Origin of the sequence: Rhodobium orientis, assembly GCF_003258835.1 — a bacterium.
GTDB classification, from domain to species: domain Bacteria; phylum Pseudomonadota; class Alphaproteobacteria; order Rhizobiales; family Rhodobiaceae; genus Rhodobium; species Rhodobium orientis.
The window spans coordinates 34,419-50,899 of sequence record NZ_NPEV01000031.1 but is presented as its reverse complement, the minus strand read 5'-3'; the positions used below and the strand labels follow the sequence as shown (position 1 = coordinate 50,899).

11 protein-coding genes are annotated in these 16,481 nt (G+C 59.9%); 5 read left to right on the top strand and 6 right to left on the bottom strand.

Annotated elements, in window-relative coordinates:
* Window positions 1-189: 189 nt before the first annotated feature.
* Genes CH339_RS14480 through CH339_RS14465 form a run of 4 tightly spaced genes read left to right on the top strand, consistent with a single transcriptional unit; the run spans window position 190 to window position 6,572 of the window.
* Window positions 190-942: an ImuA family protein gene (locus CH339_RS14480; RefSeq protein ID WP_111435073.1), complete on the top strand. Its 753-nt coding sequence runs from the start codon at window positions 190-192 to the stop codon at window positions 940-942.
* Entirely contained in the window at window positions 857-2,380 is a 1,524-nt protein-coding gene (locus CH339_RS14475; protein WP_111435072.1) for a DUF6504 family protein, read from the top strand. The genes CH339_RS14480 and CH339_RS14475 overlap by 86 nt, the downstream gene beginning before the upstream one ends.
* Entirely contained in the window at window positions 2,377-5,646 is a 3,270-nt protein-coding gene (locus CH339_RS14470) for an error-prone DNA polymerase (protein ID WP_111435071.1), read from the top strand. Before CH339_RS14475 ends, CH339_RS14470 begins: the two co-directional genes overlap by 4 nt.
* A gap of 59 nt (window positions 5,647-5,705) precedes the next feature.
* On the top strand, window positions 5,706-6,572 hold the full coding sequence (locus tag CH339_RS14465; RefSeq protein ID WP_146610181.1) for an abortive infection family protein: 867 nt from the start codon (window positions 5,706-5,708) through the stop codon (window positions 6,570-6,572).
* A 277-nt stretch (window positions 6,573-6,849) separates the two neighbouring features.
* On the opposite strand, the gene CH339_RS14460 is transcribed toward CH339_RS14465, so the two are convergent.
* The 5 genes from CH339_RS14460 to CH339_RS14440 are packed head-to-tail and all read right to left on the bottom strand — an operon-like array spanning window position 6,850 to window position 15,198.
* Window positions 6,850-8,856 carry an ATP-binding protein gene (locus CH339_RS14460; protein ID WP_111435069.1) on the bottom strand — a complete coding sequence of 669 codons (2,007 nt, stop codon included), beginning with the start codon at window positions 8,854-8,856 and terminating at the stop codon, window positions 6,850-6,852.
* Complete coding sequence (locus CH339_RS14455) at window positions 8,853-10,076, bottom strand: GIY-YIG nuclease family protein (RefSeq protein ID WP_111435082.1); 1,224 nt, start codon at window positions 10,074-10,076, stop codon at window positions 8,853-8,855. Before CH339_RS14455 ends, CH339_RS14460 begins: the two co-directional genes overlap by 4 nt.
* The gene (locus CH339_RS14450) at window positions 10,069-12,132 is read right to left on the bottom strand and encodes a DEAD/DEAH box helicase (RefSeq protein ID WP_111435068.1); all 2,064 of its coding nucleotides are present in this window, start codon (window positions 12,130-12,132) and stop codon (window positions 10,069-10,071) included. The genes CH339_RS14455 and CH339_RS14450 overlap by 8 nt, the downstream gene beginning before the upstream one ends.
* Window positions 12,129-14,909, bottom strand: coding sequence for a class I SAM-dependent DNA methyltransferase (locus CH339_RS14445; protein WP_111435067.1), 2,781 nt, complete (start codon window positions 14,907-14,909; stop codon window positions 12,129-12,131). The genes CH339_RS14450 and CH339_RS14445 overlap by 4 nt, the downstream gene beginning before the upstream one ends.
* On the bottom strand, window positions 14,890-15,198 hold the full coding sequence (locus CH339_RS14440) for a HigA family addiction module antitoxin (RefSeq protein ID WP_111435066.1): 309 nt from the start codon (window positions 15,196-15,198) through the stop codon (window positions 14,890-14,892). The genes CH339_RS14445 and CH339_RS14440 overlap by 20 nt, the downstream gene beginning before the upstream one ends.
* Before the next feature lie 287 nt (window positions 15,199-15,485).
* On the opposite strand from CH339_RS14440, the gene CH339_RS24720 reads away from it, so the two are divergent.
* Window positions 15,486-15,638, top strand: coding sequence for a hypothetical protein (locus tag CH339_RS24720; protein ID WP_170138531.1), 153 nt, complete (start codon window positions 15,486-15,488; stop codon window positions 15,636-15,638).
* A 141-nt stretch (window positions 15,639-15,779) separates the two neighbouring features.
* Here CH339_RS24720 and CH339_RS14435 read toward each other — a convergent pair whose 3' ends face one another.
* On the bottom strand, window positions 15,780-16,442 hold the full coding sequence (locus CH339_RS14435) for an SOS response-associated peptidase (protein WP_111435065.1): 663 nt from the start codon (window positions 16,440-16,442) through the stop codon (window positions 15,780-15,782).
* Window positions 16,443-16,481: the final 39 nt, after the last annotated feature.

The window sequence follows — 16,481 nt, the reverse complement described above, 5'->3', positions numbered from 1 at the left end:
CGCTGCATCGAAACTGCAAAGGCATCTCGGGGCTGCATGTCGCCGGTGCCGGTCTTGCCACGCCGAGCGCTTGTCGGAGCCAAACCCACATATCGACATGCACCTAACAGCGCCTTGACTCTTTCAAGCAAAAGATAGAACAAATAGAGAACATGCAGACACATCCGCCCTTGGAGGTCAAGAAGGAGCTTGGGACCGAAGGTCGCCCTGGAGTCATTACGTGCGCAGATCGCCCAGATCGAAGGCCGGGAAAGACGCGCAAGATCGGTTCTCCCGTTCGGGATCGCCGAGGTTGACTCGCGCCTTCCGGGCAATGGGCTCGCTATCGGAGCCCTTCACGAGATTGCAGGCGGCGGCAACGGTGCCGTCGACGGTGCCGCTGCCGCGCTGTTCGCGGCGGGAATAGCTGCCCGCACCAAGGGCAAAGTCCTTTGGTGCATCACCCGACCGGACCTCTTTGCCCCCGCGCTCGCCCAGGCCGGCCTTGCGCCGGATCGCGTGATTTACGTCGAGGCCGGTGACGACAAGACCGTGCTCGCCTGCGTGGAGGAAGGTCTGCGCCATGGCGGGCTCGGCGCGGTTGTTGCCGAGGTGGCGCGCTTGTCCATGACCGCGTCGCGCCGGCTCCAACTGGCCGCCGAAGAAACCCAATCGATCGGCATTGCTCTGCGCCGCTGGCGCAGACAGACCGAAACCGCCGATTTCGGCCAGCCCACCGCCGCAATGACACGCTGGCGCGTGTCTGCACTGCCATCGACCGCATTGCCGGTGCCCGGCGTCGGCCGGCACCGCTGGCTTGTTGAACTCATTCGCGCCCGTGCGGGCGAGAGCGCGGATTTCGAACTGGAGGCATGCGATGCAGCGGGTCGTCTCGCTCTTCCTGCCGACCTGGTCCACCGACCGGGTGCGGCGGAAGGCCGGCAACGCGGCGCCTCCGGTTGAGGCGCCGCTCGTCCTGGTTGGCCGGGAAGGAAACAGGCGGGTCGTGATGGCGGCGGATGCCGCGGCGCTTGCCGCCGGCATTCGCCCTGGAATGCCCGCGACCAAGGCGCAGGTGCTGGTGCCCGGTCTCGTCACGCAGAATGCCGATCCCGTAGCGGATGCCGAGGCGCTGGAACGGCTCGCGGTCTGGGCATTGAGGCGTTTCGCGCCGATTGCGGCCGCCGATCCGCCGGACGGCATCGTCATCGACACCACCGGCGCCGATCATCTGCATGGCGGCGAACAGATCATGCTGGAAACGCTGATCGGCCGGCTCGCCATGTCGGGCGTGGCCGCACGCGCGGCCATCGCCGATAATTGGGGCGCTGCTCACGCGCTGGCGCGTTTTGCCAGCGAACCTGTCACCGTGGCAGCGCGGGGACATGGCACGGCGCCGCTGATGGCCTTGCCGCTCGAAGCGCTACGGCTGCCAGCCCCCATGGTGGCCGATTTGCGCGTGCTCGGCTTCGAGCGCATCGGCGACCTGTCGGCGCAGCCGCGCGCGCCGCTCACCCTGCGCTTCGGCCCCGAACTCGGACGTCGGCTCGACCAGGCGTCCGGTGTGCTGTCGGAGCCGATCGAGCGGGTGCAGTCGCCCGATCTCATCGAGGTCCGCCGCGCCTTCGCCGAGCCCATCGGTGCGGCCGAGACCATCGCCCGCTATATCGGCAAGCTGGTCGGAGTGCTCTGCGCAGCATTGGAGGCACGCGGTCTCGGCGCTCGCCGGCTCGATCTCCTCTGCCAGCGGGTCGACAACCGCGCACAAGTGGTTCGGGTCGGCATGGCGGTACCTGTCCGGGATGCGGCTCGCCTGACCCGGCTTCTCTGCGACAAGATCGAGACCATCGACCCCGGCTTCGGCATCGAGGTGATGATCCTTGCCGCCACCAGTGCCGAGCCGCTGGAATGCCGGCAATCGGTCAGCACACTGATCGAGGAGGAAACACCGGACGTCACCGGTCTCGTCGATACGCTGATGAACCGCGTCGGCGAGCGCGCCATCTACCGCCTTGCCCCCGTCGCAAGCGACGTACCGGAGCGTGCGGTCTGCCGGATACCGGCGGCGGCTCCGGAGACCGGAGCGACTTGGCCCGACCACTGGCCGAGGCCGTCGCGCCTGCTGCCCCGGCCCGAGATTATCGAAACCGTCGCGCTTCTGCCCGATCATCCGCCGGTTTCCTTCACTTGGCGCGGCGTGCGGCGGCGGGTAAAACGGGCCGATGGCCCCGAGCGCGTCTTCGGCGAATGGTGGAAGCGCGACGCGGAGCTGATCGCGGTGCGCGACTATTTCCGCGTCGAGGACGATGCCGGCGAACGCTACTGGATCTACCGCGCCGGCGACGGCGAGGACGCGGCAACCGGCTCGCACCGATGGTTCCTGCATGGAGTGTTCGGATGACCGGCCCCCGCTATGCCGAACTGCAGGTCACCTCGCATTTCTCCTTCCTGCGCGGCGCCTCGTCCTGTGACGAGCTCTTCGGCCAGGCCGCCGCGCTCGGCATCGAGGCGCTTGCCGTGGTCGACCGCAATTCGCTGGCCGGAATCGTGCGCGCCCATGAGGCGGCCAAAGCCACGGGAGTCCGCCTCATTGTCGGTTGCCGCCTCGATCTGACCGATGGCATGTCGGTTCTCGTCTATCCGACCGATCGGCCCGCCTATTCGCGGCTTTGCCGTCTGCTGTCACTCGGCAAGGGCCGGGCCGGCAAGGCGAAGTGCCATCTCGAATGGGCGGACCTTGCCGCCTACGGAGACGGTCTGCTCGCGGTGTTGGTGCCCGATCGCGCCGATGACGAATGCGGGTTGCGGCTCCGGCGGCTGCGCGACGCCTTCGGCGATCGCGCCTATCTGGCGCTGTCGCTCAGGCGGCGGCCCAACGATCAGCTCCGGCTTCACGAACTCGCCAATCTCGCCACGCAGATGCGGGTGCCGACCATCGTCACCAATGATGTGCTGTTCCATGAGCCGGGGCGCCGCATCCTGCAGGATGTGGTTACCTGCATCCGGCACAATGTCACCATCGACGGTCTCGGCGATCGGCGCGAACGCCATGCCGACCGCTATCTCAAGCCGCCAGAGGAAATGCACCGGCTGTTCAGCCGCTATCCCGAAGCGCTCGCAAGAACCATCGAGATCACCGAGCGCTGCCGGTTCTCGCTCGACGAACTCGCCTATCAATATCCCGAGGAGCGCGACGATCCGGCCCTGACCCCGCAACAGACGCTCGAAGACCTCACCTGGGCCGGCGCTGCGGAGCGCTATCCCGAAGGCCTGCCCGGCAGCGTGCGGACGACGATCGAGCATGAATTGCGGCTGATCGAGAAGCTCGACTATGCCCCTTACTTCCTCACGGTGAACAGCATCGTCAGCTTCGCCCGCTCGCGCGACATTCTCTGCCAGGGCCGCGGCTCGGCGGCCAACTCGGCGGTCTGTTATGTCTTGGGCATCACCTCGATCGATCCGGGCCGCAACGATCTGCTCTTCGAGCGCTTCGTCTCGGAAGAGCGCCGCGAGCCGCCCGACATCGATGTCGATTTCGAGCATGAACGACGCGAGATCGTCATGCAGTGGGTGTTCGACACCTATGGCCGCGATCATGCCGCGCTCTGCTCGACCGTGATCCGCTATCGCACCAAGGGCGCGCTGCGCGACGTCGGAAAGGCGCTCGGCCTGCCCGAAGACCTCATCAAGACCCTTTCAGGCCAGGTCTGGGGCTGGTCTGAGGACGGCGTTGCCGAACGCCATCTCAAGGAACTCAACCTCAACCTTGCCGACCGACGCCTGAAACTCACGCTCGATCTCGCGCGCCAGTTCATGGGTGCGCCGCGGCATCTGTCCCAGCATCCCGGCGGTTTCGTCCTCACTCATGACCGGCTCGACGATCTTGTGCCGATCGAACCGGCCGCCATGGCCGACCGGCAGGTCATCGAATGGGACAAGGACGACATCGACGCGCTGCGTTTCATGAAGGTGGATGTTCTGGCCCTCGGCATGCTCACCTGCATGAAGCGCGGTCTGGACCTCCTGGCCGATCACAAGGACATCCGGCTCGATCTTGCTACCATACCGGCCGAGGATCCGCGCACCTACGCAATGATCCGCAAGGCCGACACGCTCGGCACCTTCCAGATCGAGTCGCGCGCGCAGATGTCGATGCTGCCGCGTCTGAAGCCGCGCACCTATTACGATCTGGTGGTGCAGGTCGCGATCGTCCGCCCCGGTCCGATCCAAGGCGACATGGTGCATCCCTATCTGCGCCGCCGCGAAGGTCTCGAGCCCGTCCATTACCCCAAGCCGGAGCTGGAAAAGGTGCTCGGCAAGACGCTCGGCGTGCCGCTGTTTCAGGAACAGGCCATGCGGGTCGCCATCGAATGCGCCGGATTCACGCCGGGCGAGGCAGACATGCTGCGCAAATCCATGGCGACCTTCAAATTCACCGGCGGTGTCTCGGCCTTTGAGGAGAAGCTGGTCTCAGGCATGGTCGCCAATGGCTATGACGAGGACTTTGCCCAACAGACATTCAAGCAGCTCGAAGGCTTCGGCTCCTACGGATTTCCGGAAAGCCACGCAGCCTCTTTTGCACTGATCGCCTATGCGTCCGCCTGGCTCAAATGCTGGCACCCGGATGTTTTCTGCGCCGCTCTGCTCAATTCCCAACCCATGGGCTTTTACGCCCCGGCCCAGATTGTCCGGGACGCGCGCGATCATGGCGTCGAGATCCGTCCGGTCTGCATCAACGCCTCCCGCTGGGACTGCACATTGGAGCCGACGGAGGACGACACGCGTTTCGCCGTCCGGCTCGGCCTGCGACGGGTGAAGGGGCTCGCCAATGCGGATGCCGCCACGATCACCGCCGCGCGCGCCGACCGGCCCTTCGTCTCCGTCGACGATCTCTGGAAACGCGCTGGCGTTCCGGTCGCTGCCCTGACGCGGATCGCCGAAGCCGACGGATTCCGCGCGGCCTTCGGCCTTGCCCGCCGCGAAGCGCTATGGGCGATCAAGGCATTGCGCGACGACCCTCTTCCTCTCTTTGTGGCCGCTGCCGCACGCGAGGATGGAGCGGGCGCCGAGTGCGACGAGCCCCCGGTTGTGCTTCGGCCGATGACAGCGGGCCGCGAGGTGGTGGAGGATTACGGCCATCTCGGCCTGTCGTTGCGCAATCATCCGGTTGCCTTCCTGCGGGACAATCTCTCCCGGAGCCGGATCGTCACCTGTCGCCAGGCCATGGAGGAGCGTGACGGACGCTGGCTGGAGGCGGCCGGCATCGTCCTGGTGCGGCAACGTCCGGGCAGCGCCAAGGGCGTGATGTTCATTACCCTCGAAGACGAAACCGGCATCGCCAATCTGGTGGTCTGGCCGAAGGTCTTCGAGGCCAACCGCCGCACCGTCCTGTCCGCGCGTATGATGGCCGTGCGCGGACGCATCCAGCGCGAAGGCGACGTGGTCCATCTCGTCGCCCAAAAGATCACCGATCTCACCGCCGACCTTGCGGGCATTGGCAACCGGGACGCCTTTCCGGTGCCCCATGGTCGCGGTGACGAAGCCCGCCGCGGCGCGCCCGGCCCCGATCCGCGCGGGCTGCCGCCAAAGGGATTTCAGCCACGCGACATGTTCGACCCCCATCGGCATATCAGCGAGATCAAGGTGAAAACCCGCGATTTTCGATGAGCAGATGCTCAACAGACTATCGTCGGCTAGAATGGCTTCAAATACTGGGACCGACAAAGATGGCTGGCGAAACTCCGGACACTCAACAACCCCGCATCATCGGCCGAACCTTGCGCCTACCCAGCAATCAGCGGCAGGTGTTCGATCAAATATTTCATAGCGGCGGCGGATATGTGCTCGATTTCAGCGATCGGACAATGTCGGAATGGTTCGAGGAGAATTTCGGGATCAATATTTTTCAGGAGCGCTTCCAGATTGAGGGCTCCAGCAAGGGAAAGACCCTTCGCGGTTTCGTTTCCGTCGCCGAACCGCGTCTTGTCGCTCAGGTGCTGCGCGCGCTCTGGGCTTATCGCAACACCCTCGACGGATATACCGACGACGACCCGAAAAAGGAGACAAGACTTCACGATTGGCTGAAACAGTTCACCGCCGAACTCGAATCCTCATCGACACTGCGCTTCGACGAGTCGTTCACCGATTTCTCCGCAGATACGACGCTTGCCAAGCTCCGCGCCTCGATTGCGGCGGATCTCATCGCCGAGAAACCCGACGTGGCGCTCGACCGGGTCCACACCTATTGCGTAAAGCGATTTCGGCACCTTCTTTCCCGGCACGGCCAGTCGACCGACGCGCGAACACCCCTCGACGCCCTGTTCGGTGCCTATGGTCGTATCCTGCGCGACAGCCGAGACGTCAGCGAGTTCGCACTTCCCACCCTGCGCATGCAGCACAAGCTTTTCGACGGCCTGAATCAGGCGCGCAACAAACGCTCGCTCGCCCATGACAATGAGCTGCTGGACCTGTCCGAGGCCCAGTATGTCATCGAGTGCGTGGTGGCCTCACTCGCCTTTATCGAACGTCTTGAGGCCAGGCGCGCCTCCGAAGGTGGAGATCGCGGGATCGCCACCCAAGGCAGTCCCGTTTGATCGGTGCGTCGTCCGTCCGTTCCATGCTCACAAACATTCGCTACGAAATTCTTGGTCTTCGATTTGCTCGCTTTGGAGCCACCGGGATCCGCGAGCTGTGGGCAGCAATGGGAAAGGAAGCGTTCGCGACGGAACAGGATACAAAAGCGCCAACCACATCGCACATACGGCATGACCAGGCGTGACCGATGGCGGGCGGTGCGGAGACCTCAATTATCGCAGTACTGATCGCCATCGCGCGACTCGTCGCGCTTATTTTCCGCAACGATCAGGCCGTTCAGTCGATGCCGAGCTTGTTGAAGAATATCTTGTTCCGCATTTCGGCATCGCGCAGGACCTTGGTCCAGCTCAGCACCTCGATGTAGAGATTAATATTGCCGAACCAGCGGAACCAGCCAAGCCCGTCGGGCATGGGCGTGAAATCCTTCTCACGTTCGAGCCAATCGGCGACTTTCTTGGTCAGGTCGCATACGACGTAGCCGTAGAACGGTGTGTTGGCGTTCACGAGCATATCGCGGTTCTTTGGGGTTTTGAATTTCCCGTCGCGAATCTGATTCACATAGCGGACGATCTGCTGCACCGGATCGTCCTTGGATGACGGGTTCGCAAAATCATCCCGCTGTGGCTTTTTGAGCTCGAAGATCGTGATGGGATTGCTGGCCTCATTCTCACCGCGAAATGCAACGCGATTGTTGAAAATCGTAATGTCTGTCCGATCACCGTTAGCCTTGTTGATCGGTTTTTCCGATGAAATATAGGCAGAGAAATTCAGCCGCTCGTCCAACATCCAAAGGTTGTGAGCATCGAAGTCGATCTCATCGGAATCCTTCTTCCGCTGCATGATAATGTCATGCACCTCGCCTTCGGACTTGTGCTTTCCGTCGGCTCCGATTTCTAGCGACTTGGAGAACAGATCAAGGACGCACTTACGCATGGATACATAGTGAATTAGGTCGTTCTTGCTGTTGTCGGAAATGTTCTCGATCAACTGTGAGATTTTCTCGCCAAGCTCATCCGGGTTCTCCGAGTTCAGCAATGCTGTGACCTGCGTTCTTGTCGCTATCTCTTTCTCATATTTCTTCTTTTGGAGATGAAGCTCGATGTCCTGATTAGACGGCCGCATCGGTAGGGTGTTGAAATCCACCTCGTTTGCAAGGACGCGGTGCCAAGGGGCTTCATTGGTTATATATTCGGAGATGCGCACTTCCTTGCGCTTCTTCCGTTCGGCAATCTCTGCGCCAACTACCGATTGCACGATATCGGCAGCTTTCTGTTCGATGTCGTTTTGAGAGATCCCATTCAACAGGTCGGCGTCGGTCTGAAAACGAAACTCGCCTCGTTCGAGGGACACGCTGTCATTCAGATATTCGCTGAACACATAGGCTTTGATGATGAAGTTGCGACCCGTAGCCAAATCCTGATCCGGCCCCGGTTCAAAAAATTCTTCCGCAAATTCTGGAATGTATGCTTCGAGTGGGTTGTCTGTCACTTCCCGCCGGTGGGCAACAAGGCTGACCTTGCTCTTCGCCGTTCTCGGCGCGAAGAACTTGAATACGCGGACCTGAAAGCTCTTTTCATCCTCGTTCGCCGATAGCGAGAACGCACTTTCGTCCACGTTCATTTCGACGATCTGGCTACTATCCTTCCCAAGATAATCATTGAGGGAGATGGCCTCGGACGGCTTGTTGGCATCCCGGATAACCACGCGGGGACAGTCGCGCTGCTCATCCACGAAATAGGGCAGCAGTCGTTCCACGACGACACGGCTGATTGTTTCCAGTTTTTTATCTGGGAACCTTACTGACTTGATGCCGGAAATCTCGACGGTCGAGCCGGTGGTCTGCCCTTGCGACGGAGCTTCCTTCTCATCAACGATGATGTCCTTGTCCAAACCCATCCTGAAGGACCGGTCACGGAATAAATCGCTCTCGGCGAAGGTGCTGGAAACCTTCACCCGCTGAAAATATTTCAGGCAAGTAAACCGGCCAAAACCTTTGCCGCCGTCCGCAATCTTTTGTTCAGTGTATAGGGTGTCGAAGGCATCACGGTTGCTCTTGGTGAAGCCTATTCCATTGTCCTTGACGACAAAGCCATCAACCTCCTCCAGGCGGTCGATCACGTCAGGCTGCCCGTTTCGGAGAACTTCGATTTCCACCAAGCCGTTTCGTATGCCCTTCGCGTCGATGGCCTGAATCGCGTTTACGACCAACTCGACCAAGGGCGTGTATATATTGGTGCCGGACCGGATGTTATCGACCAGCCGCTTGATATTGACATTGCTCATGCCAAATCTCCCGACGGTGGCAGCGCGCTGCGTTCTACCAGACGAGCGCTGCTTGGGTCGTATGCATATTCGGTGATCGTTCCGTCTTTGATTTTCTCTACGGTGTCATCGACCACGAAACGGGGCACAAGGAACCATTCGCGGGGCACAACGGGATTACCGAAACGATCCCTGATCTCGATATCGAGCCGGGCCGGACCAAAGATGCGGTGGATCAAATTTTCCAGCTTGGCGCGGTTGATATTGTAGAGTGTGTAGGTGGCGACCACCTCAACGTCGGCCATGAGAAAGGTTGGATCGAGCTTAGCGTTGGCAAGGCGGCGGGTAATATCGCCACCGGTCACGCCGATCTTGTGCAGCACCTCGCGGTTCGCGGCCACAACAGGATGATCGGACTTGCTGCGAAGCACATAGATGGTGCCGCTTGCTATATCCTCGTCGTCGCTATCGCCGGTAAACAGCGGGCCAGCGGTTGGCTCGGTGATGCGCCGTCCCGCCTCATCCTTGTATAGCGCCCGCTGGAGCGACCGGCGAAGCAGATTGCTTTCGGTCCCGTTAGAATAGACGACGCGCAGGCGAGCATCATTTTCTCCATTTGGGGCACGGAAGGTTTCACCGACTTCTGCAACGTAGGCGACCTGACCGCCAAGGATGAAAAACTGCCCCTCATTGATGTCCGCCTTCAGGAAACCCGCATCCTTCACGAACTGCCGGGTAGTGCGGACGCCTGAATCGAGGTCAATCCGCACCTGCTCGAACAGTGGCTTGAACCTGTCGAAGTCGGGACACGGTTCTCGGTTGGCGATCTCCTCAGCGGCGCGTTTCTCGGCTGCGGAACGCACATGGCGAAGTTCGGTGATTTCGGATTCGCCTGCGGCTCCGGCGAGTTCGGCCATTAAAGCGTCCGCATCCATCTCCTCGGCGGATGCGGGGACAGTGGCTTCCGCTCCGGTTAAAAGGTCCTGACGGTCGAACAGCGCGAGAAGCGAGCGGCACTCCTCTAACGCGCGAAGTCGGTCCAGCCGCACGGCATAAAGCCGCTCGAATATATCACGGTCCTCGCCATGCTGGGGCTCGTGACCATGCTCATCGACGAAACGCTGGATTTCCTCAAACCCGGCGATGATGCGCTCCTCGCGCGGGGTCCGCCCGATTTTCTTTTCGGATTGGGCGAAGTCCGCCAGTTCGGCGCGAAGGTCGTCAAGGTCGGGATCACTCATAGCGACCCTCATCCTTGAAACGCACGAAGGCGGCGGCACCCTCGGCCATTCGCTTTTCCCAGGCATCGGTCGAACTGATGGAGGGGAGCCGTCCACGTTCCTTTTTGAACTGAACCGCCCGGACGGCAAGCTGTTTGGCATCTTCCGGGGTGAGACTGGTGCGACGGGCGGCGATGGCGGCAGCGACCTGTTTCAGGCTTTCCTCACTCATGGTCTTGGCGAGGATGGCATAGGCTTCCTGAAACGGATTGATCCGGTCGATCAGGTCAATGTCCAGGTCGCGCACGTCCATCGCGAATTTGCGCACACCGTCGATCAACGCGGTGTTGGTGCTTGGTTCCGCACCAGAACCATCGCCGCCAAGCGCGATTTTCTTCGCCTGCTGCGTGATGTTTAGCGCGGCGATGGCGTGCTGGCGCACGGCTTCCTGATCCTCCTCGTCCAGTTCGGGATATTTGTCCTTGATGATCTTGCCCAGGCGAAGCTGGGTCAGTTCCTCCGGCACGAGCTCCTCATCGAACAGGCCGCGCTCGATGGCGGGCTTGTCCTGCACGAAGGCCGCGATAACCTCATTCAAATCCTGCTGGCAGATGCGCTGCGCTTCCTCGCTTTTCGGCTCGACAAGGCCCTTGATCTCGATCTGAAACTGGCCGCTCTCTTCGTTGAAGCCGACATTGCACTTGTCTGACTGGTAGCCACCTTCACCATAATCGAAGCCGGGCGTGGCGGTGTCGGTCGCCGGGTTTTTGGGTTTGAACTCGAAACGGGGTGCAAGCACCTGCTCCATAAGCAGACTGGCGGCGATAGCCTTGAGCGTGTCGTTGATGGCCTCGGTCACGGCTTCTTCCGAAGCGTCAGGCTCGGCGATCAGGTTGGTGAAGCGGGCGCGGGTCTTGCCGGGCGCGTCACGGGTTGCGCGGCCAATGATCTGCACGATCTCGGTCAGGCTGGAGCGATAGCCAACCGTCAGTGCGTGTTCGCACCAAATCCAGTCGAAGCCTTCCTTCGCCATGCCGAGCGCGATGATGATGTCCACATGATCGCGGTTGTTCTTTTGCGCGGGATCCTTGAGCGCGGCGGAAACACGATCTCGCTTGGACGGGTCGTCATCCACAAGGTCCGCGATACGAAAGACGCGGCCTTCCACCGTCTTGACCATCTGGAAGCCGGTGGCCGGGTCGACGCCCTGCCATTCGCCAAGCTCCTCTATGATGTGTTCGACTTCCTTGATCTTCTGGCCGGTGCTTTCGCGGGAATTGACGTTGGGGATGTGGATGATCGTTTTCTCTGCCGGATTTAGAACGGCGAGAATGTCGTCTGCATATGCGCCAGAATAGAAGAAATAGCCGATGTCGAGCTGTTTCAGATACTCGTAGCCGTTGAGCTGCTCATAATAGGTATAGGTGACAGCATCGAAGCTGGCCTCGTCCTGCGGGGCGAGGACGGCTTCGGCATCGCCACGAAAATAGCTGCCCGTCATGGCGACGATATGCACCTTGTTCCGGGCAATGAACTGGCCAAGGTGCAGGCCCAGCTTGTTATCCGGATTGGCGGAAACATGGTGGAACTCGTCCACCGCAATCAGCCGGTTATCGAACGCCTCCACGCCGAACCTGTCCACAGCGAAACGGAAGGTGGCATGGGTGCAGACCAGCACCTTGTCATCGCTTTCGAGAAACGCACCGACACTGTTGACCTTGCCGCCGTCCTCGCCCGGCGCGTTGCAGAGGTTCCATTTCGGGGTGACGGTCCAATCCGCCCAGAAGCCAAATTTGCTCAATGGCTCGTCGGCGAAGCTGGAGCCGATGCTTTTCTCCGGCACGACGATAATCGCTTGTTTCAGCCCCTGGTTCGCCAGTTTATCGAGCGCGATGAACATGAGGGCGCGGCTCTTGCCGGACGCGGGGGGCGACTTGATAAGCAGATATTGCTCGCCTCGCTTTTCATAGGCGCGCTCCTGCATCGGCCTCATCCCAAGGGCATTGGCCTTGTTGGTGCTGCCGTTGCGGGCATAGGAAACCGAGACGGAAGGAACTGATTTCTTTTCGATGGTCACGTTGTTGCCCCCGCCTGTCGTTTCTTCGCTGTCCCCGCCGATGCAGTCATCTTAGCGTAAAGGTCGAACAGCTTTTCCAGCCGTTCGGTATCGTTGCGGAAGCGCCGCCCGATATAGATGCGTTCGAGCACCTCGTCGTTACGTTCATGCGCCTCGCGCAAATCTGTGGGCATCTTCTCCGGGTCATAGAGGTCCGCAATGGTGGCGGGGAAGTGCGCCTCCCGCGCCAACAGGATGTCCTCGGCGCAGCGGATTAGGTCGGCCTTATTCTTTTCGGTCAGTGTCGGAACAGGAAAGGTATTCCAGCCGAGTGTATTGGAATAACGGAAATCTGTTTTCAGCTTACCGCATACGGTAGCGATCCAGACAAGGTGCAGGCGCGACGCGATCAGAGCCATATTCCAGAGGGGGGCATTATAGAGAGCGAAGGCGAGATTGGAGACAATTGCTCCGGCTGACGCATAACCAACTGGCAGATATTCCCGCATCTCCGACGATACACTTGGCACAATAATTACGGTCTCGTTGCCCATTTGGCGCACTTCACCAAAGCGATAAGGGACGGAAGCAAGCGCCTTAGTCGTTTTTCTATTAGACGTAGCACGTTGTTTTCGAACAGCGTCAAATCGGCTTCTCAACCAAACGTTCTCGTTGGCAGCGCCATATTCGTTGTCGGCGACCCAAATGCACCGCCGTTCTACACCCCGAATGTACTCAAGCGATCCATAGAATGGGCGGATGAATTTTGGTTCGACGTGATGATCTGCAAGTGCAGAGATCGCTTCGATCATGGGTATCAGCAGGTGCCCACCATCGTTAGGCATGTTCCCGAAGCTCATATCGTGAATGTTGCTGATAGTAGAAGACGACGGGGCTACAGTCGTGTTTGGTCCAGAAACGAGATAGGCATTGATATTTTCGACCGTCTTAACGGTCGTGCCGTTACCCTCGGCGTCGGAGAACAGGTGCCGTGTTCGGCCTGCGTGATTTGAAATGCCGACAATGGCTACAGTAACGCCAGCATTGTGGCTGGCAAGGTTCGCCCATTTGAATGATGTGTGGGCAAAAGCGATTTCATAACCGGCTGAGAAAATCAGCGACCAAAGCGTATCGACCTGACGGCCTTGGCAAATGGAATTTGTTGCAACAAAAGCAGCAACCGCCTCGGTTCTCATGCCGAAGTCAGCGGCCTTCATGAACCAACCAGATACATAGTCGAGTGATTTCCAGTTCTTCGTCCGCCCGTCGAAAATTGCCTTGAGATCGGATTTTTGCTCATTAGTCTGCCACTGACTTCCACGATACGGTGGATTTCCGCAGATGTAGGTTTCCCCACCTTCATTATCGAAATCGATCTGAGCCTGATCCATCGGGGTGTGGAACAGGTCGTCAGAGCGATGCTTCACGCCGGTGCCGGCCGGCGGGCAGATAGTTAGCCAATCGAGTCGAAGCGCGTTGTCGCAGGTAATCCAGTTTTCGGCATCGAGAGGCAGAAACTCATTCAGCGCGAGTTTCTGGCCGCGATAGAGAACGTCGCATTGGAACTCGGCGATGATGAGGGCCAAACGGGCAATCTCGGCGGAAAAATAGCGAAGCTCGATGCCCCGAAAATTGGTGAGCGGAATATCCGATTTCCGGCTTTCCTCACCGCGACGTTCATTGATGATCGCCTCGATGGACCGCATTTCCTTGTAGGCGATGACAAGGAAGTTACCGCTGCCGCAGGCCGGATCGAAAACCCGGATGCGGGCCATGCGGTTGCGAAGATTGAGGAGCTTGCGAGGGTTGTCGCCTGCTTCCTCCAACTTCTCGCGCAAATCGTCCAGAAATAGCGGGTTCAGTACTTTCAAGATGTTGGGAACGCTGGTGTAGTGCATCCCCAGCGCCCCGCGTTCATCATCGTCGGCGACGGCCTGGATCATCGATCCGAAAATATCCGGGTTGATCTGCCGCCAATCAAGGCCACCGATGTGGAGCAGGTAAGTTCGGGCGATCCGGCTGAAGTGCGGCACGTCGAGGTTGCCCGAGAACAGCCCGCCATTGACGTAGGGAAATACATCGGCCCAACGAGGCAGGTTCGCGGCCTTCCGGTCGGCAATCTTTGTGTTCATGGCGCGGAAAATCTCGCCAATGACCTCATGCGTATTGGATGAGTCCCGCGCACTCATCTGGTTGATGGTAGCGGTGAAAAGGCCCCTGCCGTTGAAGATGTCAGTATCTTCTGCGAAAAAGCAAAAGATTAGCCGAGCCATAAAATGATTCATGTCCGGACGACGCTCGGCGGTTCCCCAATCGGAATTTTCTTCGAGTAATTTCACATAGAGTTGGTTGAGGCGACGAGCCGCTCTCATGTCCATCTCTATTTCTTTGATTTCCTTGGTGTATGAGATGCCCGCGAGCGGCAGGAAAAAACCAAAGTGATCGGAGAATTCAGCAAAAGCGCAAGCAACGGTTTTGCCAGACTCCAAGTCTTCTGCTTCGAGCATATCGCCATCGGTCGCGAGAATGAACTTGACCTTACCGCGCGTGGTGGTGGGGCTTGCCCGCAGCGCGGCAAGCTTCTCAGTCACACGGCCAGAATCGGCGGTGGCGATATGGATGTTGCTGGTTTGGAGAACGCCACCCACATCGGACTTGTTCGACGCGCCGGAGCGCAACCGCTTGATGGTCGTCGCCTTGTTGCCGAAGGCTTCGAGGAAGGCGAAAGGGAACTCTTGCGCGTCGAACGGCTGCTCGGCGAGCGCGGATACTGCCTCTTCAATCTCGACCGCGTTCATGCGTTCCCCCGCCTTCCGTGGTCGATGCACGGAAAGGCTCGACCTTGATCTTGTTGGCCCGACGCATGACCTCGGCCAGCTCGTAGTCGAGCTGCCGCATCAGCCACTCACGGGCAGGTATGCCGAACGCCTTTTCCAACCGGACGGCCATCTCCGGCGAGATGCCCGACCGCGCGTTCAGCAGGTTGCTGAGGGTCTGTCGATCAACCCCAAGAACCCGAGCAGCGTCAGTGACGCTCAATCCGTTCTTTTCGAGGCAATCCTGCCGAACTGTCGTTCCTGGATGCATCGCTGTTGATTCCCGCCGAACTCTCTTGGGACGACGCTATAGTGATAATCGACACTCGACAACAGGATTTACCGACCCACTGGCGCGCTGCGCTCGAATCTGACGGCGGGATTTTCGAGTTTGCTCAGATCGCAACGGCGAGGGAGCTATGCGAGAATTAGTTCGGGAGGGGCTCGATCCTGGAAGTCCTTAGGACCGAGCAATAACCGTCGCTCAGCAATCGAATTTCGTCATTGCCCTGAACTAGCTGCGACACTCCAGAGCTAACCGGCTCGCGTGGTGGAATCATGCACGACTCCACGGGCACCGATCTCGAGCCGGTCCTGCACCGCAAACATAAGGCGCTTCGAGACTATCGGCGCTGCGACGAGCAGTGGCTGGTCATTGTTGCCGGGCAGGTTCCGCCGATCGTGCTGCCGAAGAACCGCCCAAACTGCTGATCCCGTCGATGGCGTCGACATTTAGCGGTATCAACGTTCAGGACCCGGTTTCATCCGATTTCGACCGCGTCTATTTTTTCCGCAGCCCGGCAGACGTGAGGCGACTGACCGCCTGAATATGGCGTATTCCGCCACGTCAGGTTAGATGGCTTCCCCGTCTTGCGGAGCGCCCCGCGCGACAACCTCAAGCGACCCATCCGGCAAGGGGCGTTGCAGCGTTTTCGCTTCATCCCAAGGTGCGGTCAGCCAGGTTTGCCAGTCCGTGGCTTCCGTCAGGATGACCGGCATAGCCTTCGGATGGACTGCGCCCACTTCCTCGTTCGCATCGGTGGTCAGAAATCCGTAGAGATCGCAGGTGACCTCTCCTTCCGCGAGCTTGCGGGTCGATGTCCAGTTCGTCCAGATGCCCGCGAAGAAAGCGAGGGGGCGATCCTCGTTGAGCGCGAACCACACAGGCTCGGACTTTCCATCCGGACCGCGCGCGGGTTCCGAAAACGAGGTGAAGGGCACCAGACAACGCGATTCCGGTCCCAACCATCGTCGCCAGTGAGGACTCTTGGTGTTGCGGACATTGGTGACGCCGCGGTCGACCTTCTTGCCCTTCAACGCGAAGACAGGTGACGGCATGCCCCAGCGCGCCCGGGTCAGTTCGCGCCCGCCATCGCTCGTGTTTCGCACGATCGGCGCGGAGTAGTCGGGGAAGACGGCCGGCATGGAGGGAAGATTGCCGCTCCGGTCATCCATTGCGTCGAACAGGTCCCGGATTGCCGACTGACCTTTGGTGACCGAGTATAAATTGCACATAATCGTTTCCGTAGTTTCGCAATTCCGATTGTACGCATT

What these genes read in the sequence shown, in the direction of transcription:
- CH339_RS14445 (WP_111435067.1), bottom strand. Translation starts at nt 14,909, where the DNA reads ATGAACGCGGTCGAGATTGAAGAGGCAGTATCCGCGCTCGCCGAGCAG.
- CH339_RS14465 (WP_146610181.1), top strand. Translation starts at nt 5,706, where the DNA reads ATGGCTGGCGAAACTCCGGACACTCAACAACCCCGCATCATCGGCCGA.
- CH339_RS14460 (WP_111435069.1), bottom strand. Translation starts at nt 8,856, where the DNA reads ATGAGCAATGTCAATATCAAGCGGCTGGTCGATAACATCCGGTCCGGC.
- CH339_RS14475 (WP_111435072.1), top strand. Translation starts at nt 857, where the DNA reads ATGCAGCGGGTCGTCTCGCTCTTCCTGCCGACCTGGTCCACCGACCGG.
- CH339_RS14455 (WP_111435082.1), bottom strand. Translation starts at nt 10,076, where the DNA reads ATGAGTGATCCCGACCTTGACGACCTTCGCGCCGAACTGGCGGACTTC.
- CH339_RS14435 (WP_111435065.1), bottom strand. Translation starts at nt 16,442, where the DNA reads ATGTGCAATTTATACTCGGTCACCAAAGGTCAGTCGGCAATCCGGGAC.
- CH339_RS24720 (WP_170138531.1), top strand. Translation starts at nt 15,486, where the DNA reads ATGCACGACTCCACGGGCACCGATCTCGAGCCGGTCCTGCACCGCAAA.
- CH339_RS14470 (WP_111435071.1), top strand. Translation starts at nt 2,377, where the DNA reads ATGACCGGCCCCCGCTATGCCGAACTGCAGGTCACCTCGCATTTCTCC.
- CH339_RS14440 (WP_111435066.1), bottom strand. Translation starts at nt 15,198, where the DNA reads ATGCATCCAGGAACGACAGTTCGGCAGGATTGCCTCGAAAAGAACGGA.